Source organism: Allorhizobium pseudoryzae (genome assembly GCF_011046245.1).
GTDB lineage: Bacteria > Pseudomonadota > Alphaproteobacteria > Rhizobiales > Rhizobiaceae > Neorhizobium > Neorhizobium pseudoryzae.
Window position 1 is genome coordinate 1,100,225 of the sequence record NZ_CP049244.1, and the last position, 21,739, is coordinate 1,121,963.

Below are 21,739 nucleotides of genomic sequence, written 5' to 3' on the forward strand. Positions count from 1 at the left end.
GAAAAGGAAAAGTGGAGCATGGACGGAAATATCTCATCTCCGCGTCAAAGAGGGGCTGCAACCGATGCCTCCGCGCTGAAGGCGGAGAATGCGATAATCCGGCAGCAATCAGGCACGCGTCTGGAGACAGAGCTTCTCCGCCTTGCCTACAAGAGCAGCCTCTCCAGCGTCTTCGTCAATCTCTTCACAGCGATCGGAGCGACACTCCTGGCCTGGCCGGTCATTGAGATCCCGTTGCTGTTACTCGCCTGGTTGTCGGCCCATGCCCTGGTGTGCGCCGGAAGGCTGACCAACTTCATGCAGAGCCGTCCGCTCTTCGCCTCTCATCTCGTCCTGCCGTCCGACATGGTTCGGAAGCTGCGCATCAGGCACACGATTGGACAGTCGCTTTCCTTCATCCTCTGGACCACCTTCACCTTCTGGGCCGTGCATCACGGGACGGATACCGTTCGATATGCGGGACTGGTCATCATATCGGCGCTTGCGGCCGGAGCCACGGGCACGTTGGCTGCCGAAATCCGGCTTGGACGATTTTATATTGCCGGCATGCTGCTGCAGGGGGCGGTCGCCCTGATGCTCGCAAGCAGACCGGATCCGGTGATGGCCTTTCTCGGGCTCGTTTTCACGCTGGCCATGCTGACGGTTCACCGCAGCAATCACCGCGTCCTCGCCGAATCGCTGACGTTGCGTTTTGCCAACCATGATCTCGTCGAGAACCTCCAGGCGGAGCAGCACGCTCTGGCGGAACTGAATGCGACGCTCGAAGCGCGCGTCAACCAGCGAACGACGGAATTGAAGACGCTCGCCGAACATGATGCGCTCACCAACGTGCTGAACCGCACCGGGCTTTTGCGCTGGTGCGAAAACCGCAAGGATCACCTGGGGCATAACGATGCCTTTGCCGCGATGTTCATCGATCTTGATCGCTTCAAGCAGATCAACGACGGTCTGGGGCACACCTTCGGCGATCGTGTCCTGGCCGATGTCGCCCGTCGTCTGATGCAAGGTGTGTCCGACGATGTTGCCGTGTGCCGTTGGGGTGGCGATGAATTCGTCATTGTGCTCAGCGGACCCGAGGCTGCGTTGAGAGAGACGACCGCGACTGTCGCCGACCATATCCGCTCTCTCGTCGAAATGCCGATGGACATTGCCGGACATGATCTGACCATCAGCTTCAGTGCCGGTATCGCCTTTGCGGCGCACACGGACGACGACATCAGCGAGGCCATCCATTGTGCGGATCTCGCCGCCGGGGCTGCCAAACGCCGGGGTCGGGGCATCACCGAACGGTATGACTGCGCGCTGCTGACGGAGCAGGAACGCAATCTCACGATCGCCCAGTCCTTCAAGAACGCGCTGGAACGCCGTGAGTTCAGCGTCGCCTTCCAGCCGATCGTCTCGGCTGGTTCCCATCGGGTCGAATGTTACGAGGCGCTCTGCCGCTGGGTCAGTCCCAAGCTCGGCCGCGTCAATCCCGACGAATTCATTGCCGTTGCAGAGGAGACGGGAGATATCGTCCGGCTTGGCGCGTTTGTGCTGAAGGAGGCGCTGGCGCGGGTCGTGTCGGAGGATCTGGTGCGCCGGGGCGTCAAGGTCGCCGTTAACGTCTCCGTCCGGCAGCTGGTGGCCCCCGGCTTTGTCGAGGAGGTCCACTCGGCCCTCGTCGCACACAGGGCGCCGCCCAGCTGCCTCGTGCTGGAAGTCACCGAATCCGTCTTTGACCCGCGCAACAGGTCGGTGATCCTGACGGTTCTGACGGCCTTGCGTGGGCTCGGCATCGAAATCCATGTCGACGACTTCGGGACCGGGTACTCGTCGCTGTCGCGGTTGCACGAAATGCCGATCAGTGCGTTGAAAATCGACAAGTCGTTCGTCCAGGCGCTGGACAGTCACGGGCGGGCGATTATCAGCGGCACCACGGTGATCGCGCGCGACCTCGGCATCGAGATCGTTGCCGAAGGCGTCGAGACCGAACGGCAGGCCGCACAGCTGGAAGAACTCGGCATCAATTCCCTGCAGGGGTACCTCTTCGGCAAACCCAGTGCTGAGATCGGCGCGCCAACAGAGGCGATGCCGCAGGCAAAGGCGGTTTAGGCAGCACCACTGTCCGGACGATGGGTTAGCGGATTGCGCTGAGCTCGGCCCGATGGCGCTGCATCATCAGAAAGCGCCGGTAGTCGCGATCATAATGGGCCCGGGCATCCGGATTGGGGACAAGGCGCCTGCCGCCCTGGTCCATGTCCGCCGCTGCGGCCAGCAGGTTCGGATGGATGCCTGCAGCGGTCGCAGCCGCCATCGCCGTTCCGAGCAGCACGGCATCGCGCGCTGCGGGTATCCGGACCGGCAGGCCGGTCACATCGGCATAGAGTTCCACCAGAAGCGGATTGAGCACATGGCCGCCCGCGGCATGCAGGGTGCTGACCGGATAGCCGCTCGCCTGCATCGTTTCCAAGATTTGACGGATGCCGAGAGCGAGCGCCACGCAGGCCCGCCAGTACAGGCGGCAAAGCCCGTCGAAAGACGTGTCGAGGGTCAGGCCAGAGATTGCCCCCGTCGCGCGCGGATCGGCCAGCGGCGCCCGGTTGCCGTGGAAATCCGGCAGGATGTTCAGGCCTTCGCCCAGGTGAAAGGGTGTCTCTCGCCGCAGCAGGCTGATGCGTTCGATGATCCGCTGGTGCATGGCAGGAACAGGCTCACCGCCCGCGGCATGCATGCGCACCACGTGGTCAAGCAGCGCACCGGCTGCGGACTGGCTTCCCTCGACCAGCCACAGGTCCGGCTGGAGCGCGCCGGAAAACGGTCCCCAGAGGCTCTTTGCCGTGATCGGTTCTGGCGACAGGGCGACAATGCAGCTCGACGTGCCGCCGATGAGGGCGAGATCGCCGGAGTGACCCGCTCCCCTCGCAGTGGCCCCCAGTGCGCCCAGAGCACCGGCATAGGCATCGATGATGCCGGGCGAGACGATGCAGGCCCTCGTCAGTCCGAGATCGGTTGCGGCGCTCTCTGTCAATCGTCCGAGTGCGGCGCCCACAGGACAGGACGTCTCCGGCAGGCCGGCGCGGTCCAGGAGATCCTCCAATCTGGCGGCTGCCAGGAAGTCCGCGCGCCATCCGCTGTCCTCGTGCGCCAGGTAGTTCCACTTGGCCGTCAGCGTGGAGCGCGATCTGGCGCTCGATCCCGTCGCACGCCAGGTCATGAAATCGGCAAGATCGAAGGCATGTCCCATGGCCTGCCAGAGGTCGGACCTGTGCCGCTTTAGCCACATCAGCTTCGGCATCTGCATTTCCGGCGAGACGCTGCCGCCGCAATAGTCGAGCACGGGATGGCCGGTGGCGTTCAGCGCCTCCGCTTCGTTGACCGCCCGGTGATCGAGCCAGACGATGGTGTCGAAGCGGCCTTCATCCGTGGCGGTCAGCGGAAGTGGGTTTCCCTTAAGGTCGCGCAGCACCAGCGAGCAGGTGGCATCGAAACCAAGGCCCGCCACCTCCTGCGGCTTGGCATTCGCTTCTGCCATCGCGGCCTTCACGGCCTGGCAGGCGGCGCGCCAGATGTCGTCGGAATCGTGTTCGGCAATGGCGTCGCCGTCGCGGCGCATGCGGATGGGGTGGCTGGACTTGGCAAGCAGCTCTCCGCCTGCGGTAAACACGCCTGCGCGGGCGCTGGCCGTTCCCACATCGACCGCCACCACAAGCTTGCGCATCAGGTACGTCTTCCCATCCTGTCGGACCGTCTTTGCGTCAGCCTCATCCGTCGCGTCACGGCGCAGGAGAGGACGAGCGGACAGCCGGTTGACTGCTCAGTTTTCGCACAAAGTGGAGCAAATCCGACATCGCGTCAAACGTCACGTCCGGAGAAAGTGCTGCAACCTCGTGACGGTACTCCTCCCGGTCCGCATGCGAGCCGCCGACAAAGGCAAACACCGTCATGCCGGCGCGCTTGGCGGCCAGGATGCCGGCAGGGCTGTCTTCGATGACGATGCAGTGTGCGGGATCGGTGGCCATCTGCTGGGCTGCGTGCAGAAAGAGATCCGGCGCCGGCTTTCCATTGTCGACCATGGTGGCGCTGAAGATGTTCGGCTCGAAGAAGGACAGCAGACCGGTCAGCTTCAGCGACAGCCGGATGCGTTCCGGCTGGCTGGAGGACGCGACGCAGCGGCGGAAGGGAAGGGTGGCCAGCGCGTCCGCAACCCCGTTTACCGGCAGCAACTCCCTCTCGAAGCGGTGATAAAGATCACGGCGCATCCGCTCCAGAAATCCTGCATCGGCGGCGATGCCATATTCGGAGCCGAGCACGCTCACCAGATTGGACAGACTGCGGCCGAGGAACTTTCGGTAGGCTTCCGCCTCGTCGAGATCCGCGCCGTGCATCCGCACGATATCGATCAGCACGCGGATCGACAGCGGCTCGCTGTCCACGAGAACCCCGTCGCAGTCGAAAATCACCAGAGGGTCGACAACCTGTTCCATCGCATCAGTCTAAACCGCCAGACGGTCGTCAAGATAGAGCTGCAGGGTCTTGGCGGTGCCTTCCGTCCACAGGGTTTGCAGAGCATGGGCAAAACGAGCGCGGAAATGCTCCGAGCCGGACACCGCGCCAAATATCTCGTCGAAGGCAAGGAAGGCCATCGGGTCGTCCTTGGCTTTCAGCGCCGCGGCCTGCAGTTTCTCGGCACTGGCGTCGTTGAAGGTGATCGTCTTGCCGCTGTCGGAGGTGCCGGCGAAATAACGGCACCAGAGCGCCGAGACCAGCGACAGGCCGATGACGTCCTCGCCCTTCGCCAGCCGGTCGGCGGTGGACGGCAGGATGAATTTCGGCTGCCGGTTCGAACCGTCCTGCGCCAGCCTCGGGATCGTATCGCCTATCTTCGGGTTCAGGAACCGGCGCTCGATCAGCTGGAAATAGGCGTCGAGATCGGTGTCCGGCACGGGCGGAACGATCGGGATGATCTCCTCCCGTTCCAGCTTGGCGAGAAACGCCCGGATCAGCGGGTGCTCCATGGCCTCATGCACGAAATGGATGTCGAGGAGGGCCGCCGGGTAGGCAATCGCTGCGTGGCCACCGTTGAGGATGCGGATCTTCATCAGTTCATAGGGCGCGACGTCCGTCACGAACTGCACGCCCGCCCGTTCGAGCAGCGGCCGGCCGGCGGGGAAGCGGTCCTCCATCACCCACTGCTTGAACTCCTCGCAGAAGACCGGCCAGTTATCCTCTATGCCGAAGTCATTCGCCAGAATGTCGATCTCGCGGCTGCCGGTTGCCGGCGTGATGCGGTCGACCATGGAGTTCGGAAAAGAGACGTTCTGATGGATCCAGTCGGCGAATGCCGCATCGGACAGGCGGGCAAGCCCGCAGATGGTGTTTTCGGTCACATGCCCGTTGCCCGGGATGTTGTCGCAGGACATGACCGTGAAGGGTGCAACAGCGCGCTCCCGGCGAAGCTTCAGGCCGGCAATGATCAGTCCGAAAACCGTCTTCGGCTCGGCAGGATTGGCGGCATCGGCTTCAATCGCCGGATGGACCGGGTTGAAATCGCCGTTGGCATCGATGAAATACCCGCCTTCGGTAATCGTGAGCGAGACGATGCGGATTTTGGGATTGGCGAGCGCCTCGATGATCGCCGCGGTATCGCCAACCGGCAGGATGTCGACCATCGGCGCCGTCACGCGAGCCGCCGTTCTGTTATTGTCCTGCTCCACGACGGTCGTCAGGAAATCCTGAGCGGCGAGCTTGTCGCGCATCGCCTGGTCGGACGGCAGGACGCCGGCGCCGATGATGCCCCAGTCGTGGTCGAGCCCCTCGTTGAACAGGTCATCCAGGTAAACCGCCTGATGCGCGCGGTGAAAGTTGCCGACGCCGAAATGGAGGATGCCCGGGATGAGGCGCTGCGGATCGTAATGCGGCACGGCCGCCGTCTTGGCCACTTCCGGCAGATTGGAGCGCGAGAGTTTGATCGTCATGGTCTGAGGTCCTCGAAGGGTCCAGGTCATTGAAATGGTTTCGGGTGGCTGGGCCGCGCCAAGGCAGCCCGGTCCATCAGGCGGTGCTGTCGCCGGCCAGCGAGAGCCCGCTGTCGTCGAAACGGTGCAGCTTGTCCTCGTCCGGTGTCAGGAACACCCGGTCGCCATGCCGGCAGGAAAATTCGCCGCCGGCCCGTGCCGTCAGCGAACCGATGCCCTTCACCTCGACATGCAGGAAGGTGTCGGAGCCGAGATGTTCCGCGACCGTCACCACCCCTTCCCAGGTGCCGGCCTCGCGCGACAGCGTCATGTGCTCCGGCCGGATGCCGACGGTCTTTGCTCCCTTCGACCGGGCGAATTCCCCCTCGATGAGGTTCATCCGCGGCGAACCGATGAAACCGGCGACGAAAAGATTGGCCGGACGGCGGTAGAGCTCGAGCGGCGAGCCGACCTGCTCGATGCGTCCGCGATTCAAAACGACGATCTTGTCGGCCATGGTCATGGCCTCCACCTGGTCGTGCGTCACATAGATCATGGTCGTCTTCAGCGTCTGGTGCAGCTCGCTGATCTCGAGACGCATGTTGACGCGCAGTGCCGCGTCGAGGTTGGACAGCGGCTCATCGAACAGGAAGGCCTTCGGCTGGCGCACGATCGCCCGGCCGATCGCGACGCGCTGGCGCTGGCCGCCCGACAACTGGCGCGGCTTGCGGTCGAGATAATCGGTGAGGTTCAGCACGCGGGCGGCATCGGTCACCTTCCGGTCGATCTCCGCCTTGTCGATGTTGGCCATCTTCAGCGGGAAGGCGATGTTGGAGCGCACGCTCATATGCGGGTAGAGCGCGTAGGACTGGAAGACCATGGCAAGCCCGCGCTGCGCGGGTGCCGCCTCGGTCGCATCCTTGCCGTCGATGATGATCTCGCCGCCGGAGACATCCTCCAGCCCGGCAATCAGCCTAAGCAGCGTGGACTTGCCGCAGCCGGACGGCCCGACGAAGACGACGAACTCGCCATCGTTGATATCGAGATCGATCGAGGGGATGACTTTGGCTTCGCCGAAAACCTTGGAAACCTTGCGCAGGGTGATGCTGCCCATTTTCGTGTTCCTTTATAAGCCCGTTATTTCACGGCGCCGAAGGTCAGACCGCGCACCAGCTGCTTCTGGCTGAACCAGCCGAGGATCAGGATGGGGGCGATCGCCATGGTCGAGGCGGCCGAGAGTTTTGCGTAGAAAAGACCTTCCGGGCTCGAATACGAGGCGATGAAGGTGGTGAGCGGTGCGGCCCTCGAGGTCGTGAGGTTCAGCGTCCAGAAGGCCTCGTTCCAGGCGAGGATGATGTTGAGCAACAGCGTCGAGGCAATGCCCGGGACCGCCATCGGCGTCAGCACGTAGACGATCTCCTTGGCCAGCGATGCGCCGTCCATGCGGGCCGCTTCCAGGATCTCGCCGGGGATCTCCTTGAAGTAGGTGTAGAGCATCCAGACGATGATCGGCAGGTTGATCAGCGTCAGCACGATCACGAGGCCGATGCGGCTGTCGAGAAGGCCCACGTCGCGGAAGATCAGGTAGACCGGGATCAGCGCGCCGACCGGCGGCATCATCTTGGTGGAAAGCATCCACATCAACACGTCCTTCGTCCGCTTGGTCGGCGAAAAGGCCATGGCCCAGGCAGACGGAATGGCGATCAGAAGCCCGAGGAAGGTCGAGCCGAGCGACATGATCACCGAGTTCCAGAAGTGCAGGAAGTAATCCGAACGGCTCTGGACCTCAGTGTAGTTCTCGGTCGTCCAGTGGAAGAACAGGAAGACGGGCGGCGAGGCGATCGCATCGCCTTCCGACTTGAAGCTGGTGAGGAAGGTCCAGAGGATCGGGAAGAAGATCAGGAAACCGATCGTCCAGGCAATCGCCGTCATGATGAGCTTGCGTTGGGTGGAAACCTTGCGTGCCATGGTGTCAGGCCTCCAGATTTTTGCCGATGAGGCGCACGAGGAAGATGGCGACGATATTGGCGAGGATGACCGCAACGATGCCGCCGGCCGAGGCTCCGCCGATGTCGAACTGCAGCAGTGCCTGCGCATAGACGAGGTAGGTGAGGTTCGTGCTTTCCGTGCCCGGCCCGCCATTGGTTGTGACGAGGATCTCGGCAAACACCGACAGCAGGAAGATCGTCTCGATCAGGATGACGACGGTCATCGCGCGGGCCATGTGCGGCAAAACGATGTAGATGAAGCGCGAGACGAAGCCGGCGCCATCCATCTCGGCCGCTTCCTTCTGCTCCTCGTCGAGCGATTGCAGCGCGGTCAGCATGATCAGCGTCGCAAAAGGCAGCCACTGCCAGGCGACGATGATGATGACGGAGAGCAACGGAATGGTCGCGAGAAAATCGATCGGGGCAAAACCGAGGCTGCGGGCGATCCAGGCGAACAGGCCGTTCACCGGGTTCATGAACATGTTCTTCCAGACGAGCGCCGAGACCGTCGGCATCACGAAGAACGGCGCGATCACCAGGATGCGCACGATCCCCTGGCCGAACATCGGCTGGTCGAGCAGAAGCGCAAAGGCAATGCCGCCGATTACGGTGATCAGGAGCACGCCGAGAACCAGCAGCAGCGTGTTCGTCAGCGCCGCAAAGAAGGCGGGGTCGCTGAGGAAGAACTGGTAGTTCAGGAATCCGGTGAACTCCTCCATGCCCGGCATCAGCAGGTTGTAGCGCAGGAAGGAGAAATAAATGGTCATGCCGAGCGGCACGATCATCCAGGCAAACAGCAGGATGACGGACGGCGCCATCATCAGGCGTGCTGCCGAACGGGTGTGGGTCGTCGCCATGGAAGCCCGCCTCTTGTTCTGTTGAACTTAGTCAGAACCTCCCCCTCTGGCTGCCGCCATCTCCCCCACAAGGGGGGAGAAACCTCACGGCATCCTCCTGCCCGAACGAGGGGCGCGGTGAGTGCTGCGGGTTAAGCCCCTCCCCCTTGTGGGGAGGGGTTGGGGAGGGGTCTTGTCTGCAAAATCAGGATCTTGCCGGTTCCCTCTCCCCGTTTGCGGAGAGAGGGCTAGAGTGAGCCGCATGGACTGCGGCTCATCAAGTACGCGAAGTCTTACTTCTTCGGATAACCGGCCTTGGCCATTTCACGCTCGGTCAGCTGCTGGGCGTTCTTCAGTGCCTGATCGACCGACACCTGGCCGGCCAGGGCCGCGGAGAACTGCTGGCCGACGGCCGTGCCGATGCCCTGGAATTCCGGGATCGCCACATACTGGACGCCTTCATACGGCACCGGCTTCACCGTCGGCTTCTTCGGGTCTGCCGCGTTGATGGAGTCGAGCGTCATCTTCGCGAAGGCTGCGGCCTTCTGGTATTCCGGGTTCTGGTAGAGCGAGGTGCGCGTGCCCGGAGGAACGTTGGCCCAGCCTTCCTTTTCCGCAACCAGGTTCAGGTAGTCCTTGCTGGTTGCCCAGGCGATGAACTTTTCCGCTGCTTCGACCTTCTTGGAGCCAGCCGGAATGGCGAGGTTCCACGACCACAGCCAGTTGCCGCGCTTGCCGAGACCGTTGTCCGGCGCCAGCGCAAAGCCGACCTGGTCGGCCACCTTGGATTCCTTCGGATTGGTGACGAACGAGGCCGCAACGGTCGCATCAATCCACATGCCGCATTTGCCGGTCTGGAACAGCGCCAGGTTTTCGTTGAAGCCGTTCGAGGAAGCGCCCGGAGGGCCGGCGTCCTTCATCAGCTTGACGTAGAACTCGAGCGTGTTCTTCCACTCGGGCTGGTCGAACTGCGGCTTCCAGTTCTCGTCGAACCAGCGGGCGCCGAAGGAATTGGCGGTCGCCGTCAGGAAGGCCATATTCTCGCCCCAGCCGGCCTTGCCGCGCAGGCAGATGCCGTAGGTTTCAGAACCCTTGTCGGTGATCTTGCGGGCAGCGTCGGCGATGAAGTCCCAGGTCGGCGCGTCCGGCATCTTCAGGCCGGCCTTGTCGAACAGGTCCTTGCGGTACATCACCATCGAGCTTTCGCCGTAGAAAGGCGCGGCGTAGAGCTTGCCGTCCACCGTCAGGCCGGAGCGGATCGGCGGCAGAAGGTCGTTGGCATCGTATTTGGCGTCGCTGGTCAACTTGTCGAGCGGCGCGAGCCAGCCCTGCTTGCCCCAGATCGGCGTCTCGTAGATGCCGATGGTCATCACGTCATACTGACCGCTCTTGGTGGCAATGTCGGTGGTGACGCGCTGGCGCAGGACGTTTTCTTCCAGCGTCACCCATTCCAGGTCAATGCCCGGGTTCTTCGCCTTGAAGTCATCCGTCAGCTTCTGCATGCGGATCATGTCGCCGTTGTTGACGGTGGCGATGGTGAGGGTCTCGGCGGAGGCAGCGCCGGAAAAAGCCAGCGCAGACACCGCGCCGAGCAGAATGGTTCTCAATGTCATGTCTTCCTCCCAGAAGAACTTAAAAACGAGCATTCGCCTTGCTCATGGGCAATTACTCATTTTATGCCGGCAAATGTCAAGCGGCATTCGTCGCTGCAGCGCAGCGGCACCGAGCTAGCTAATTGATATTATTGAGAAAATAATTTGCTCAGACGGCGAGCATATGCTCAGCTGTCTTCTCGTCGGTAATCAGGCCGTTGATCATGCCGCCCCTTAAGGCGGCCGCCATCGAGCGTTCCTTGCGTCGCCCGAGTGCCACGCCGATCACCGTTCCCCGCTCGCGCGGCGGAATGGGCACGCTCGCCACCCGGTCATTGACCGGGTCGGCGAGCAATGTGCCGTTCTTGTCGAACATCCAGCCGCAGATCTCGCCGACGGCGCCGCGGCCCATCAGAGCCGCCATGTCCTCCGGCGCCAGGAACCCATCGACGCAGAGCGGCGCATCTTCGCCCAGCTCACCGATGCCGACGAAGGTCACGTCCGCGGCCGCACCCAGCGTGAGGGTGGATTGAACGATCGGCTGGCCGTGCAGCAGAACCCGCTCTTCCGAAGAGGAGCACAGAACCGGAAGCGGCATCGGAAAATGCCGTGCCTTGATGGCGTCCGCCATCGAGAAGATGACGTTGTAATAGGCAGCCGAACCGTCCGGCGTGATATTGCCGGTCAGCGACACGATTCGGTGCTGCGGGCATTCCATGTAGGGCAACTGGTCCACCGCCGCCTTCAATGTGCGCCCGGTCCCGATGGCCAGCACGATCGGCTCCGGCTTTTTCAGCCAGCGTTCGATTTCGGCGGCTGCCGCCTCGGCAATGCCGACCGTGGACGACGTACCGACCGGATCGGAGGGCACGACATCAATATACCGCAGGTTGAATTTGTCACGCAACGCGTTGGAGAGTTCCAGGCAGGCGGAGATCGGATGGTCCAGGCGGACCTTGATCAGCCGTTCGGCGACGGCAAGCGAGACAAGCCGCTGGGCCGATTGGCGGGATATGCCCATGGCCGCGGCAATCTCGTCCTGCGTGCGACCGGCGACGTAATAGAGCCATCCCGCACGCGCCGCGTCATCCAATCTTCCCTGCGAATCAGACCGTCTTGCCATGTCGTTTCCTGAATGCTCTGCCACCGTGGTTGCTGACATGAATGGAATTGTGATGTCAATTTCAGGGACTGGAAAGGCAATTTGTCAGCATTCCGGTTCGCCGGCGCCGATTGCAGGTCCATAAATCCGCCGACCGGCAAGTGCGGCGCTCATTCGCCCGCCATGGAGATGCGCGGCGTAAAGGCCACGACCCGTTCCAGGGTCGGGCGCTCCTCGGTCATCGCCTGCAGGGCAAGGCGCGCCGCCGTCTCGCCCATCTGCCGCCGGGGCGAATGGGAGGTGGCGATGCTGAACGGCAGGGCCTGGGCGATGTCGAGCCCGTTGAAGCCTGCAAGCAGGATACGCTCCGGCACCGCGATGCCCTTTTCCATACAGGCAAAGGCGCCGCCCGCCGCCATGTCGTCATTGGAATAATAGAGGCAGTCGATCTCAGGTTCCCGCGCCAGAAGCCGCTGCGTCAGACGTTTGCCAAGGCCGAGCGAAGAAAGCTCCGGTGCGGTTTCTTTCGCAACAAAGGCCAGGCCAGCATCCTGGAGCGCCGCTTCGAAACCCGCCTTGCGTTTGGCGGCGCGCAAATCCCGGCCAAGGCCGCTTCCGACATAGCCGAACCGTGTCCGCCCGGCGGCAACCAGTGCCCGTGCCATCTCTTCGCCCGCCATCGTGTGAGACAGTCCGACACTGAATTCGACGGGTTCGCCATCGAGATCCATCACCTGGATGATCGGCACGGCCGCCTGCCGCAACAGGCGGATCGTCTCCTCCGGCTGGTCGAGACCCGTGACGATCATCGCCGCCGGTCGCCAGGAGAGCATGTTGCGGATGATATCCCGTTCCTTCGCCGCATCATATTCGGACAGCCCGAAGACCGCCTGCATGCCGGTGCCTTCCAACACGGCGCTGATTCCCGACAGGACTTCCGGAAAGACGACGTTGGACATGGTCGGCACCACGACGCCGATCAGGTTCGTATGCTGCGCCGACAAGGAGAGCGCCAGCTGATTGCCGACATAACCGATGCGTTCGGCGGCTGCGCGCACCTTCAAGATGTTATCCTTGGAGACGTCCCGCGCGCCCCGGAGCGCACGCGATGCCGTCATCTTGCTGACGCCGGCGGCGGATGCGACTTCTTCCAACGTGGGGCGGCGCATGGCTTTCTCATCCTGCGGGCACTTTCGGGCTTTTCACTCAGTGTATGGTTGCTGAGGAACGATTGACAAACCCGCATTCACCCTTTTACGTTACCGATACCGGTATCGATACCGGATTTTTAGCGCAACGACCAGAGGGAGGAATGGGAGTGGCGTTACAACAATCGGCAACCGTCATCGGGCTCGGTTCGATGGGGTGGGGTGCAGCGGTGTCCTTGCTGCGGGCAGGCTTCCGGGTGAGCGGCGTCGATATCCGTCCGGATGTGCTGGCGCGCTTCGAAGGCGAAGGCGGGCAAGCCTTCGCCCGTGCGAAGGACGTTCCGCCCAGCGACGTCGTCTTCGTCTTCGTCGTGAATTCCGATCAGGCCAAACAGGTGCTGTTCGGCGAGGACGGGGCGGTGGCGACAGCGAAACCCGGAACCGTGTTCCTGCTCTGCGTGACGATGGCGCCGAGCGTGACGGTCGACATTGCCGAGAGGCTTCTCGCGGCTCACATGCAGGTGATCGATGCGCCGGTCTCCGGCGGGCATCTGAAGGCCCTTTCCGGTGAGATCACCGTGATGGGCTCCGGCCCGAGTGCCGCTTTCGATGCGGCACAGGCGGCACTTGATGCCGTCTCCGCCAAGGTGTTCCGCCTCGGCGAGGAGATCGGCCTCGGCTCCAAGGTCAAGATGATCAACCAGTTGCTTGCCGGCGTGCATATCGCGGCCGCAGCGGAGGCGCTGACGCTGGCGGCAAAGGCCGGGCTCGACCTGCAGACGGTGTTCGACGTGATCCGGGTGTCCGCCGGCTCCTCCTGGATGTTCGAAAATCGCGGGCCGCATATCGTCGAGGGGGATTATACCCCGCGCTCCGCCGTCAACATTTTTGTCAAGGATCTCGGCATCGTCACCGACGAGGCGAAACGCGAGGGGGGTGAAACGCCCTTGAGTGCCACGGCTCTGGCTCTGTTCAAGGAAGCATCCGCAGCCGGTTTCGGCCTGGAGGACGATGCGGCCGTGGCAAAGATCCTGGCGCAGAAGAGCGGCCTCGTGCTGCCGGGCATGGAGTAGGCGGATGGGGATCGCGGTGGGCGCCATTGCCGACGATTTTACGGGAGCGACCGACCTTGCCGGGCTTCTCGCCCGCAGCGGTTATCCCGTCTCGCTGCGCATCGGCCTGCCGCGCGAAGGCGAGGATGCCGGCGAAATCTCACCCTTCGAGATCATCGCGCTCAAGTGCCGCACGACCGCCGTTAAGTCCGCCGTTTCCGAAACCCGGCAGGCGCTCGCCTGGCTGCGCGCTCACGGTGCGGACAGGATCTACTGGAAATACTGCTCCACCTTCGACAGCACACAGAAGGGCAATATCGGCCCGGTGGCGGAAGCCTTGATGGCGGATCTGGGCGCGACGCAGACGATCTATTGCCCCGCCTTTCCGGAGAATGGCCGTGCCATCTTCATGGGCCATCTCTTCGTTGGCGAACAGCCGCTCGATGAAAGCCCGATGAAGGATCATCCGCTCACCCCGATGCGGGATTCGAGCCTCGTGCGGCTTCTCGCCCCACAGGTGAAGGGCAAGGTCGGCCTTGCCAACCGGCTCGTCGTCGCCCGCGGCGTCGCGGCGCTGAAGGCGCGGCTTTCAGCTCTTCAGGCCGAGGGGACGTCCCACGTGATCGTCGATGCGGTGGCGGACGAGGATCTGGCCGTCATTGCCGAGGCGGTGCTTGACCTGCCGCTGATCACCGGCGGCAGTGCGCTCGCCATGCCTTTGCCGCGCCTTCTGGCCGCGGCCGGTCGGTTGACGGCTGAAAACGGGGAATTTTCCGCACCCCGGGTGGCCGGCGGACAGATCGTGCTCTCCGGCAGTTGTTCGGCGATGACGCGCAAACAGGTGGCGTCTTACAGCGAGAGCGCCACGAGTTTCCGCCTCGATCCCCTGCAGCTGTCCTCCGAGGGGATCGCCGAAGCCAGCGCTTGGCTGAAGACACAGGCGCCGGATGCGCCCAAACTGATCTATGCGACCGCCGAGCCGGAGGATGTGCGCCGCGCGCAGGAGGTGCTCGGCGTCCAGCAGGCAGGCGAGGTGGTGGAACAGGCGCTGGCAGCCCTGGCGCGCGAGGCTTTCGATCTCGGCATTCGCCGGTTTGTCGTCGCTGGCGGCGAAACGGCTGGTGCGGTCACCAGCGCACTTGGCGTTCACCGGCTGTCGGTCGGGCGCGAGATTGCGCCGGGCGTGCCGTGGACCTTCGCGCAGATCGACGGCGAGGCGGTGGCGATGGCGCTCAAATCCGGGAACTTCGGGGTTGAAACCTTCTTTGGCGATGCCTTCCGGCAGCTGGAGGGCGCATGAGCGAAGAGGCAAGACTGCGCGAAGATATCTGCCGGATGGCCAGGTCGATCTTCGACCGCGGCCTCACCGGCGGTTCGTCCGGCAACATTTCCGCACTTCTCTCGGATGGCCGGTTGCTCGTCACGCCCACCGGCAGCTCCTTCGGCACGCTCGATCCGGCACGTCTGTCGCTCTTTGACCCGCAAGGCCGGCTGATCGGCGGCGACAAACCGACCAAGGAGATGCCGCTGCATCTCGCCTTTTACGAAACCCGCCCGGTGAAAACCGGCGCCGTCGTGCACCTGCATTCCTGCCATTCGGTGGCGCTGTCCATGCTGCCGGAGGTCGATCCGGACAACATGCTGCCGCCGCTCACCGCCTATTCGATCATGAAGCTCGGCAAGGTGAAGCTCTTGCCGTATTTCATCCCCGGCGATCCGGCGATGGGGGATGCGATCCGCGGCCTTGCCGGCAAGCGCTCGGCGGTGATGCTCGCCAATCACGGGCCGGTCGTGGCCGGCAAGGATCTGGAAGCGGCGGTCTATGCGGTGGAGGAACTGGAAGAGACGGCCAAGCTCGCGCTTCTCACCCATGGCCGGAAACCGAAAGTCCTGACCGATGCGCAAGTTGGCGAGATCGTCCGAAGCTTTGATGTGGAGTGGGATTGAGATGACGCTGTTTTCCGCCAATCTCGGTTTCCTCTGGCAGGAACTCTCGCTGCCGGATGCGGTGCGCGCCGCCAAGGCCGCCGGGTTTGACGCTGTCGAATGCCACTGGCCATACGCCGTGGCGGTCGATGATCTGCGCCTCGCCCTGCAGGAGACGGGCCTCGTCATGCTGGGGCTCAACACCTCGCGCGGCAATCCGTCCGCCGGCGATAACGGTCTCTGCGCCATTCCGGAGCGGGTGGACGAGGCCCGCGCCGTGATCCGCCAGGCCATCGACTACGCGGTGGCGATCGGCACGCCGAACATCCACGTGATGGCCGGCAAGGCGGAAGGGGAGGCGGCACACCGCACCTTCCTCGATAACCTCGATTTCGCCTGTGGACTGGCCGCGGAGCAGGGCAAAACCATCCTCATCGAGCCGCTCAACACGCGCGATGCGCCGGGCTATTTCCTCAACACCTCGACCCAGGCCTGCGCGATCATCGAGGCGGTCGGTCGCGACAATCTGAAGCTGATGTTCGACTGCTACCATCTGCAGATCATGGAGGGCGATCTGACGCGCCGTTTGGAACGGCTGCTGCCGGTGATCGGCCATATCCAGATCGCCGCCGTGCCGGATCGTGGCGAGCCGGATCAGGGCGAAGTCGATTATCGTTTTGTGCTCAAGGCACTGGATGGGCTTGGCTATACGGCGCCGATCGGTGCCGAATACCGGCCGCGCAGCACCACCAATGCCGGCCTCGGCTGGATGGAGGCGCTGCGATGAGATCGTCTGCCGCAATGCAGCGACGAATTGCCATTGACGGTTTCGCCAAGGCTGGCTACCAACATATCCGCTGGTCCGTCCAGCAGACCAGTTGCGGGGAGGCAACGGCTGCGAAGCGACGGATAGGAGGGGGATGGCGGGGCATGAAGACCGACGGCATTCTGACTGAAGTTCCGAAACTCGGGCGGTCCATTACCCGCCAGACGGCCCGCGATGCCGTGGCCGACAAGCTGACGACGCTGATTGCGACGGGCATGCTGCGGCCGGGTGACGAACTGCCGGGTGAACGCGAGTTGGCAGGCGTCCTGCATGTCAGCCGCGAGACGGTGCGAGGCGCCATCCAGATCCTTGCTGCCAAGGGCTTCATCGAGGTGTCGCAGGGCAGCCGCAGCCGCGTTGCCGCCGTCGATCTCAGCCATCTGCCGATCACCATTGCCGCACCGAGCGCCATCGACCGCTACGATCTGGAAGCCGTGCACGGCGCACGCCTGCTCGTCGAACTGCATGTGGTCGACCAGGCCGTCGATCACGTGACGGACGAACTGCTCGCCAAGCTCGATGCGCTCCTGGAGGCGCAGCGCCAGGTGGGTGAGGATACGATGCGCTTCCTCATCTGCGACCGCGAATTCCATCTCGCCATCTACCGCGCCTGCGGCAATCCGCTTCTGACGGATTTCGTCGTCGATCTCTACGGTTACCTGATGGAGCAGCGTCGCCATGCGATGGCGGTGCCGGGCGCGACCGACAACAGTTACGCCGACCATGTGGCGATCGTCGATGCGCTGCGCCGCCGCGATCGGAACGCCGTGGTCGAGGCTTTCCGCGGTCATCTGACCCGCATTTACGAGACGACACGGGAGATGCGGGCACGATCGTCGCCGGAGGAGCGGCGGACGGTGCACAACGGACGCTAAGGCTCCGCTCAGGCGGAGAAAAAGGAACGGCAAGGAGGACAGCCGCACATGCATGTATTGGTCATCGGTGCCGCCGGAATGGTGGGCCGCAAGCTGGTGGAAAAGATCGCGGCAGAGCCGGCGATCCTCGGAGGCGACATTCACCGCCTGACGCTGGCGGATGCCTTCGAACCAGCCGTGCCGCAAAGCCTGCAGGGGGTCGCAACGGCGTTGACCATCGATCTCGCCGCTCCTGGCACGGCGGACAAGCTGGTCGCCGGGCGTCCGGATGTGATCATTCATCTCGCCGCCATCGTCTCGGGCGAAGCGGAAGCCGATTTCGACAAGGGTTATGCCGTCAATCTCGACGGAACACGTTGGCTCTTCGAGGCCATCCGCCAGGAGGGGCTTCGCGAGCCTTACGTGCCGCGCGTCATCTTCGCCTCATCCATCGCTGTCTTCGGTGCGCCCTTCCACGACGTGATCGGCGAGGAATTCTTCACCACGCCGCTCACCAGCTATGGCACGCAGAAGGCGATCGCCGAACTGCTGCTGGCGGACTATTCGCGCCGTGGCATTTTCGATGGCGTCGGCATCCGCCTGCCCACCATCTGCATCCGCCCCGGCACGCCCAACAAGGCGGCCTCAGGTTTCTTCTCCAACATCCTGCGCGAGCCACTGTCCGGCAAGGAAGCCGTGCTGCCGGTCAGCGAGGATGTCCGCCACTGGTTTGCCAGCCCGCGCGCCGCCGTCGGCTTCTTTGTCCATGCGGCCACCATGGATACGAGCCTCATCGGCCCGCGGCGCAACCTCACCATGCCGGGTCTTTCGGCCCTCGTCGGTGAAGAGATCGAGGCGCTGCGGCGTGTCGCCGGAAACAAGGCGGTGTCTCTGATCCGTCGCCAGTCCGATCCGGTGATCGAGAAGATCGTCGCCGGCTGGCCGACGAATTTCGATGCCCGGCGTGCCGAAAGCCTCGGTTTCAAGGCGGAAAAGACCTTTGACGAGATCATCCGCATCCATATCGAGGACGAACTCGGAGGGACGCTGGCATGACCGGTTCAGTCAATAAGTCCGGCAGTGTCGCGCTCGTCACGGGGGGCGGCACGGGCGTCGGGAAAGCCATCGCGCAGGCGCTGTCGGCTGCCGGCCATGCCGTGGTGATCTCCGGTCGCCGCGCCGATGTGCTGGAACAGGCAGCCCGGGAAATCGCCGCCGCAACCGGCGGGCGCGTCGAGGCGGTGGCAGCCGATGTCGGCGATCCGGCGTCGGTCAGGGCGCTGTTTGATGCCGTCATCGAGAAATTCGGCCGCCTGGATCTGCTCGTCAACAATGCCGGCATCAGCGCGCCGGGCGTGCCGATGGAAGAGCTGACCTTCGAGCAGTGGAACGCAGTCGTCGGTGCCAATCTCACCGGTGCCTTCCTCTGCACGCAGCAGGCGCTGCGCATCATGAAGGCGCAGACGCCGCGCGGCGGGCGCATCATCAACAACGGCTCGATTTCGGCCACCACGCCCCGACCGAATTCGGCGCCCTATACCGCGACGAAACATGCGATCACGGGGCTGACCAAATCGACCGCGCTCGATGGCCGTCCCTTCGATATCGCCTGCGGCCAGATCGATATCGGCAATGCCGGCACCGAGATGACGCAGAAGATCGCGACGGGCGTCATCCAGGCGAACGGCTCGATTGCCGCCGAGCCGACGATCGATCCGATGCATATTGCCAATGCCGTTGTCTACATGGCGAGCCTTCCGCTCGATGCGAATGTGCTGACCATGACGGTGATGGCGACCAAGATGCCGTTTGTCGGTCGCGGATAGCGGCCGAATGTCCGGTCCTGCCTTAAGTTTGTCGTGCGGAGGAGCACGCCAGACCGGCAGGGGACGGACCTGAAGTTTTACTGGATTGCACTCTGGGAGGAGACGCATGGCCACTGTTCAATTTGCCGAGGTGAAGAAATCCTTCGGCGCCTTTCCCGTCATCAAGGGCGTGAATATCGATATCCAGGATGGCGAATTCGTCATTCTTGTCGGCCCGTCCGGCTGCGGAAAATCGACCCTTCTGCGCATGCTGGCGGGACTGGAAAACATTTCCGGCGGCGAAATCCGCATCGGCGGCAAGACGGTCAATACCCTGCCGCCGAAGGAACGCGACATCGCCATGGTGTTCCAGAACTATGCGCTTTACCCGCATATGACGGTTGCCAAGAACATGGCGTTTTCGCTGATGCTGGCGTCCGCCTCGCAGGCGGAAATCGACAAGCGGGTGAACTATGCCGCCGGTATTCTCGGGCTCACCAATCTGCTCGACCGCTATCCGCGGCAATTGTCCGGCGGCCAGCGCCAGCGTGTCGCCATGGGCCGCGCCATCGTGCGCGATCCTCAGGTCTTCCTGTTCGACGAGCCGCTGTCGAACCTCGATGCGAAGCTGCGTGTCGCCATGCGCGCCGAGATCAAGGAACTGCATCACCGGCTGAAGACCACCACGGTCTATGTCACCCACGACCAGATTGAGGCCATGACCATGGCCGACAAGATCGTCGTCATGCATGACGGTCGCGTCGAGCAGGTCGGCACGCCGCTCGAACTTTACGACAACCCCAACAATCTCTTCGTCGCGGGTTTCATCGGTTCGCCGGCGATGAACATGATCAAGGGCCGCATCGATCCGGACAACCCGCAGGTCTTCCTCGCCGAGGACGGCAATCGCCTGCCGCTCGCCCGGGGCTTTCCGGGGGCGGTCGGCAAGGACCTGATCTATGGGCTCCGGCCCGAATATATCCGGCTGGATGGCACCGGCTATCCGGCGGAGGTCGTGGTGATCGAACCTACCGGCTACGAGACGCAGATCGTCGTCAATTTCGGCGGCGCGGAAGTCACCTGCGTCTTCCGCGAGCGTGTCGATGTGCGTCCGGGTGAAAAGATCACCATCGCCATTGATCCGGTGAACGTCCACCTCTTCGAGCAGAAGAGCGGGGAGCGGATCTCCGGCTGACGTAAGTGCAGGCGTGCCGGCGGAAGAGGAGCCGCCGGAGCGCAGACTTCAAGTGCAAGTGCGTGAAAACCGGCATTCGCCGCTCGGGACAGCGGATGCTTCGAAGGAGGGTCCCGATTTTGGAGGAGGAAAATCATGACCATCAAGAGAAGAACATTCCTGGCCGGCACCGCCGGCCTCGTCGGCGCCAGCGGCCTCACCGGGTTTGGCCTGTCGCCGGTCCAGGCGGCAGAGCCGACCTACAAGCCGGAAGCCGGCGCCAGCCTTCGCCTGCTGCGCTGGTCGCCCTTCGTCAAGGGTGACGAGGAAGCCTGGCTTGCCAACACCAAGAAGTTCACGGAAGCGACCGGCGTCGAAGTGCGCATCGACAAGGAAAGCTGGGAAGACATCCGTCCGAAGGCGGCCGTTGCCGCAAACGTCGGCTCCGGTCCGGATCTCGTCATGTGCTGGTTCGACGATGCGCACCAGTATCCGGACAAGCTGGTCGATCTTACCGAACTCGGCACCTATCTCGACGGCAAGTATGGCGGCTTCTATGACGGCGTGAAGGGCTATGCCACGCGCGAGGGCAAGTTCATCGCCATGCCGCTGACCGCGATCGGCAACGCCGTCGTCTACCGCGACAGCCACATGAAGGCCGCCGGTTTCAGCGAGTTCCCGAAGGATACGGCGGGCTTCCTGGAACTTGCCAAGGCAATGAAGGCCAAGGGCACGCCCGCCGGCTTCCCGCACGGCAAGGCCGTCGGCGACGGCAACAACTACGCCCACTGGCTGCTCTGGAGCCATGGCGGCAAGATGGTGGATGAAAGCGGCAAGGTGACGATCAACTCGCCGGAAACCATGGCCGCCATCAAATACGCCAAGGAGCTCTACGCGACCTTCATTCCGGGCACCGAAAGCTGGCTCGACATCAACAACAACCGCGCCTTCCTGGCCGGCCAGGTGTCGCTGACGGCAAACGGCGTCTCCATCTACTACGCGGCGAAGAACGATCCGAAGCTGGCGGAAATTGCGGCTGACATGCGCAGCACCAACTTCCCCGTCGGCCCGGTCGGCAAGAGCATCGAACTGCACCAGACCAGTTCGCTGCTTCTCTTCAAGCACACGAAGTATCCGGAAGCCGCCAAGGCCTACATCAAGTTCATGATGGAAGCCGACCAGATGAATGCCTGGATCAAGGGCTCCAGCGCCTATTGCTGCCAGCCGCTGAAGGCGTTCGCCAGCAACCCGGTCTGGACGGAAAACCCGATCCACGCGCCTTATGCGAAAGCCTCCGAGACCCTGCGTCCGAACGGTTATGCCGGCCCGCTGGGCTACGCCTCTGCTGCCGTGATGGCCGATTACGTGCTGGTCGACATGTTCGCCGCAGCCGTCACCGGTGCTGCCACGCCGGAAGATGCCATGGCCCAGGCGGAAAAGCGCGCCAACCGCTACTACCGCGTCTGACGTCCACGACATCGGGGCTGCGCGGGCAAATCC

19 protein-coding genes are annotated in these 21,739 nt (G+C 63.3%); 10 read left to right on the forward strand and 9 right to left on the reverse strand.

The window, feature by feature from the left end:
- Window positions 1–18 precede the first annotated feature (18 nt).
- A complete protein-coding gene (locus G6N78_RS23910) occupies window positions 19–2,094 on the forward strand; it encodes a putative bifunctional diguanylate cyclase/phosphodiesterase (RefSeq protein ID WP_165224881.1) in 2,076 nt (691 codons plus the stop codon).
- Between the two features lie 25 nt (window positions 2,095–2,119).
- Here the strand turns inward: G6N78_RS23910 and G6N78_RS23915 are convergent, their stop codons facing one another.
- The 9 genes from G6N78_RS23915 to G6N78_RS23955 all read right to left on the reverse strand — a co-directional run bounded on the left by G6N78_RS23915 (window position 2,120) and on the right by G6N78_RS23955 (window position 12,623).
- Window positions 2,120–3,700: an FGGY-family carbohydrate kinase gene (locus G6N78_RS23915; protein ID WP_165224883.1), complete on the reverse strand. Its 1,581-nt coding sequence runs from the start codon at window positions 3,698–3,700 to the stop codon at window positions 2,120–2,122.
- Window positions 3,701–3,755: 55 nt separating this feature from the next.
- Window positions 3,756–4,466, reverse strand: coding sequence for an HAD family hydrolase (locus tag G6N78_RS23920; protein ID WP_165224885.1), 711 nt, complete (start codon window positions 4,464–4,466; stop codon window positions 3,756–3,758).
- A gap of 9 nt (window positions 4,467–4,475) precedes the next feature.
- Window positions 4,476–5,957 (reverse strand): mannitol dehydrogenase family protein, encoded by a 1,482-nt coding sequence (locus G6N78_RS23925; protein ID WP_165224887.1) that lies wholly within the window; start codon window positions 5,955–5,957, stop codon window positions 4,476–4,478.
- Between the two features lie 76 nt (window positions 5,958–6,033).
- Window positions 6,034–7,050: an ABC transporter ATP-binding protein gene (locus G6N78_RS23930; RefSeq protein ID WP_165224889.1), complete on the reverse strand. Its 1,017-nt coding sequence runs from the start codon at window positions 7,048–7,050 to the stop codon at window positions 6,034–6,036.
- Window positions 7,051–7,073: 23 nt separating this feature from the next.
- A complete protein-coding gene (locus G6N78_RS23935) occupies window positions 7,074–7,904 on the reverse strand; it encodes a carbohydrate ABC transporter permease (protein WP_165224892.1) in 831 nt (276 codons plus the stop codon).
- A gap of 4 nt (window positions 7,905–7,908) precedes the next feature.
- Window positions 7,909–8,781: a carbohydrate ABC transporter permease gene (locus G6N78_RS23940; RefSeq protein WP_165224895.1), complete on the reverse strand. Its 873-nt coding sequence runs from the start codon at window positions 8,779–8,781 to the stop codon at window positions 7,909–7,911.
- Between the two features lie 272 nt (window positions 8,782–9,053).
- On the reverse strand, window positions 9,054–10,373 hold the full coding sequence (locus G6N78_RS23945; RefSeq protein WP_165224898.1) for an ABC transporter substrate-binding protein: 1,320 nt from the start codon (window positions 10,371–10,373) through the stop codon (window positions 9,054–9,056).
- A 148-nt stretch (window positions 10,374–10,521) separates the two neighbouring features.
- Window positions 10,522–11,475, reverse strand: coding sequence for a sugar-binding transcriptional regulator (locus tag G6N78_RS23950; protein WP_165224901.1), 954 nt, complete (start codon window positions 11,473–11,475; stop codon window positions 10,522–10,524).
- Window positions 11,476–11,624: 149 nt separating this feature from the next.
- Window positions 11,625–12,623, reverse strand: a complete 999-nt coding sequence (locus G6N78_RS23955; protein WP_165224904.1) for a LacI family DNA-binding transcriptional regulator — start codon at window positions 12,621–12,623, stop codon at window positions 11,625–11,627.
- Window positions 12,624–12,766: 143 nt separating this feature from the next.
- Here G6N78_RS23955 and ltnD point away from each other — a divergent pair, with 143 nt between their 5' ends.
- The 9 genes from ltnD (at window position 12,767) to G6N78_RS24000 (ending at window position 21,706) form a co-directional block, all read left to right on the forward strand.
- The gene (gene ltnD, locus G6N78_RS23960; protein WP_165224907.1) at window positions 12,767–13,675 is read left to right on the forward strand and encodes an L-threonate dehydrogenase; all 909 of its coding nucleotides are present in this window, start codon (window positions 12,767–12,769) and stop codon (window positions 13,673–13,675) included.
- 4 nt (window positions 13,676–13,679) lie between these two features.
- Window positions 13,680–14,954, forward strand: a complete 1,275-nt coding sequence (gene otnK / locus G6N78_RS23965) for a 3-oxo-tetronate kinase (RefSeq protein ID WP_165224909.1) — start codon at window positions 13,680–13,682, stop codon at window positions 14,952–14,954.
- On the forward strand, window positions 14,951–15,601 hold the full coding sequence (gene otnC / locus G6N78_RS23970; RefSeq protein WP_165224912.1) for a 3-oxo-tetronate 4-phosphate decarboxylase: 651 nt from the start codon (window positions 14,951–14,953) through the stop codon (window positions 15,599–15,601). Before otnK ends, otnC begins: the two co-directional genes overlap by 4 nt.
- Window position 15,602: 1 nt before the next feature.
- Entirely contained in the window at window positions 15,603–16,367 is a 765-nt protein-coding gene (locus tag G6N78_RS23975; protein ID WP_165224915.1) for a hydroxypyruvate isomerase family protein, read from the forward strand.
- A gap of 143 nt (window positions 16,368–16,510) precedes the next feature.
- Window positions 16,511–17,281, forward strand: a complete 771-nt coding sequence (locus tag G6N78_RS23980; protein ID WP_165224918.1) for a FadR/GntR family transcriptional regulator — start codon at window positions 16,511–16,513, stop codon at window positions 17,279–17,281.
- 48 nt (window positions 17,282–17,329) lie between these two features.
- A complete protein-coding gene (gene denD, locus G6N78_RS23985) occupies window positions 17,330–18,316 on the forward strand; it encodes a D-erythronate dehydrogenase (protein WP_165224921.1) in 987 nt (328 codons plus the stop codon).
- Window positions 18,313–19,086: an SDR family oxidoreductase gene (locus tag G6N78_RS23990; protein ID WP_165224925.1), complete on the forward strand. Its 774-nt coding sequence runs from the start codon at window positions 18,313–18,315 to the stop codon at window positions 19,084–19,086. Before denD ends, G6N78_RS23990 begins: the two co-directional genes overlap by 4 nt.
- Before the next feature lie 106 nt (window positions 19,087–19,192).
- Window positions 19,193–20,260 (forward strand): ABC transporter ATP-binding protein, encoded by a 1,068-nt coding sequence (locus G6N78_RS23995; protein ID WP_165224928.1) that lies wholly within the window; start codon window positions 19,193–19,195, stop codon window positions 20,258–20,260.
- 135 nt (window positions 20,261–20,395) lie between these two features.
- A complete protein-coding gene (locus G6N78_RS24000) occupies window positions 20,396–21,706 on the forward strand; it encodes an ABC transporter substrate-binding protein (protein ID WP_165224930.1) in 1,311 nt (436 codons plus the stop codon).
- Window positions 21,707–21,739: the final 33 nt, after the last annotated feature.

What these genes read in the sequence shown, in the direction of transcription:
- G6N78_RS23910 (WP_165224881.1), top strand. Translation starts at nt 19, where the DNA reads ATGGACGGAAATATCTCATCTCCGCGTCAAAGAGGGGCTGCAACCGAT.
- G6N78_RS23915 (WP_165224883.1), bottom strand. Translation starts at nt 3,700, where the DNA reads ATGCGCAAGCTTGTGGTGGCGGTCGATGTGGGAACGGCCAGCGCCCGC.
- G6N78_RS23920 (WP_165224885.1), bottom strand. Translation starts at nt 4,466, where the DNA reads ATGGAACAGGTTGTCGACCCTCTGGTGATTTTCGACTGCGACGGGGTT.
- G6N78_RS23925 (WP_165224887.1), bottom strand. Translation starts at nt 5,957, where the DNA reads ATGACGATCAAACTCTCGCGCTCCAATCTGCCGGAAGTGGCCAAGACG.
- G6N78_RS23930 (WP_165224889.1), bottom strand. Translation starts at nt 7,050, where the DNA reads ATGGGCAGCATCACCCTGCGCAAGGTTTCCAAGGTTTTCGGCGAAGCC.
- G6N78_RS23935 (WP_165224892.1), bottom strand. Translation starts at nt 7,904, where the DNA reads ATGGCACGCAAGGTTTCCACCCAACGCAAGCTCATCATGACGGCGATT.
- G6N78_RS23940 (WP_165224895.1), bottom strand. Translation starts at nt 8,781, where the DNA reads ATGGCGACGACCCACACCCGTTCGGCAGCACGCCTGATGATGGCGCCG.
- G6N78_RS23945 (WP_165224898.1), bottom strand. Translation starts at nt 10,373, where the DNA reads ATGACATTGAGAACCATTCTGCTCGGCGCGGTGTCTGCGCTGGCTTTT.
- G6N78_RS23950 (WP_165224901.1), bottom strand. Translation starts at nt 11,475, where the DNA reads ATGGCAAGACGGTCTGATTCGCAGGGAAGATTGGATGACGCGGCGCGT.
- G6N78_RS23955 (WP_165224904.1), bottom strand. Translation starts at nt 12,623, where the DNA reads ATGCGCCGCCCCACGTTGGAAGAAGTCGCATCCGCCGCCGGCGTCAGC.
- ltnD (WP_165224907.1), top strand. Translation starts at nt 12,767, where the DNA reads ATGGGAGTGGCGTTACAACAATCGGCAACCGTCATCGGGCTCGGTTCG.
- otnK (WP_165224909.1), top strand. Translation starts at nt 13,680, where the DNA reads ATGGGGATCGCGGTGGGCGCCATTGCCGACGATTTTACGGGAGCGACC.
- otnC (WP_165224912.1), top strand. Translation starts at nt 14,951, where the DNA reads ATGAGCGAAGAGGCAAGACTGCGCGAAGATATCTGCCGGATGGCCAGG.
- G6N78_RS23975 (WP_165224915.1), top strand. Translation starts at nt 15,603, where the DNA reads ATGACGCTGTTTTCCGCCAATCTCGGTTTCCTCTGGCAGGAACTCTCG.
- G6N78_RS23980 (WP_165224918.1), top strand. Translation starts at nt 16,511, where the DNA reads ATGAAGACCGACGGCATTCTGACTGAAGTTCCGAAACTCGGGCGGTCC.
- denD (WP_165224921.1), top strand. Translation starts at nt 17,330, where the DNA reads ATGCATGTATTGGTCATCGGTGCCGCCGGAATGGTGGGCCGCAAGCTG.
- G6N78_RS23990 (WP_165224925.1), top strand. Translation starts at nt 18,313, where the DNA reads ATGACCGGTTCAGTCAATAAGTCCGGCAGTGTCGCGCTCGTCACGGGG.
- G6N78_RS23995 (WP_165224928.1), top strand. Translation starts at nt 19,193, where the DNA reads ATGGCCACTGTTCAATTTGCCGAGGTGAAGAAATCCTTCGGCGCCTTT.
- G6N78_RS24000 (WP_165224930.1), top strand. Translation starts at nt 20,396, where the DNA reads ATGACCATCAAGAGAAGAACATTCCTGGCCGGCACCGCCGGCCTCGTC.